Source organism: Luteimonas sp. GW821-FHT14E02 (assembly GCF_058803905.1).
Genome location: NZ_JBXAPK010000020.1, coordinates 1 through 914 on the forward strand (window position 1 = coordinate 1; position 914 = coordinate 914).

The window sequence follows — 914 nt, forward strand, 5'->3', positions numbered from 1 at the left end:
GTCCCCGTCCTGATCGAAGGCCTCAAGCGCCTGGAGTATCGCGGTTACGACTCCGCCGGCATCGCCATCGTCGAGTCCGACGACGTGCGCCGCGTGCGTCGCACCGGCCGCGTCGCCGAGATGGAGGCCGCCGCCACCGCCGAAGGCTTCGCCGCGCGCCTGGGCATCGGCCACACCCGCTGGGCCACCCACGGCGGCGTCACCGAAGGCAATGCCCATCCCCACATCAGCCATGGCGAACTGGCCCTGGTCCACAACGGCATCATCGAAAACCACGAGGAACAGCGCGAACGCCTGATCGGCCTGGGCTACACCTTCGAGTCCCAGACCGACACCGAGGTCATCGCCCACCTGATCCACCACTACCTGCAGGACGGCAGCGATCTGCTGGTGGCCCTGCAGCGGGCGGTGCAGGAACTCGATGGTGCCTACGCCCTGGCCGTGATCAGCAAGCGCGATCCGGAGCGCATGGTCTGTGCCCGCATGGGCTGCCCGCTCTTGGTCGGCATGGGCGATGGCGAGAACTTCGTCGCCTCCGACGTCTCGGCGATCATCCAAGCCACGCGCCGGGTGCTGTTCCTGGAGGAAGGCGATACCGCCGAGATCACGCGCACATCGGTGCGGGTGTTCGATACCGAGGGCCGTCCGGCGCAGCGCGAGGAGCACTTGTCCGACGTGTCGCTGGCCTCGCTGGAGTTGGGCCCGTACAGCCACTTCATGCAGAAGGAGATCCACGAGCAGCCGCGTGCCGTGGGCGACACGCTGGAGGCGATCATCGATGCCAATGCCTTCACGGCGGGCCTGTTCGGGGCGGGGGCGGACACTGTGCTCGGAGATGTGGAAGGCGTGCAGATCCTGGCCTGCGGCACCAGCTACTACGCCGGCTCGGTGGCCCGCTACTGGATCGAGGCCAT

At 67.8% G+C, this 914-nt stretch carries 1 protein-coding gene; it reads left to right on the forward strand.

Translation table 11 applies throughout. The annotated features are described in order from the left end of the window. The coding region (locus tag AC1RNP_RS19040; RefSeq protein ID WP_493052864.1) for an isomerizing glutamine--fructose-6-phosphate transaminase at positions 1 to 914 on the forward strand (914 nt) is incomplete at both ends.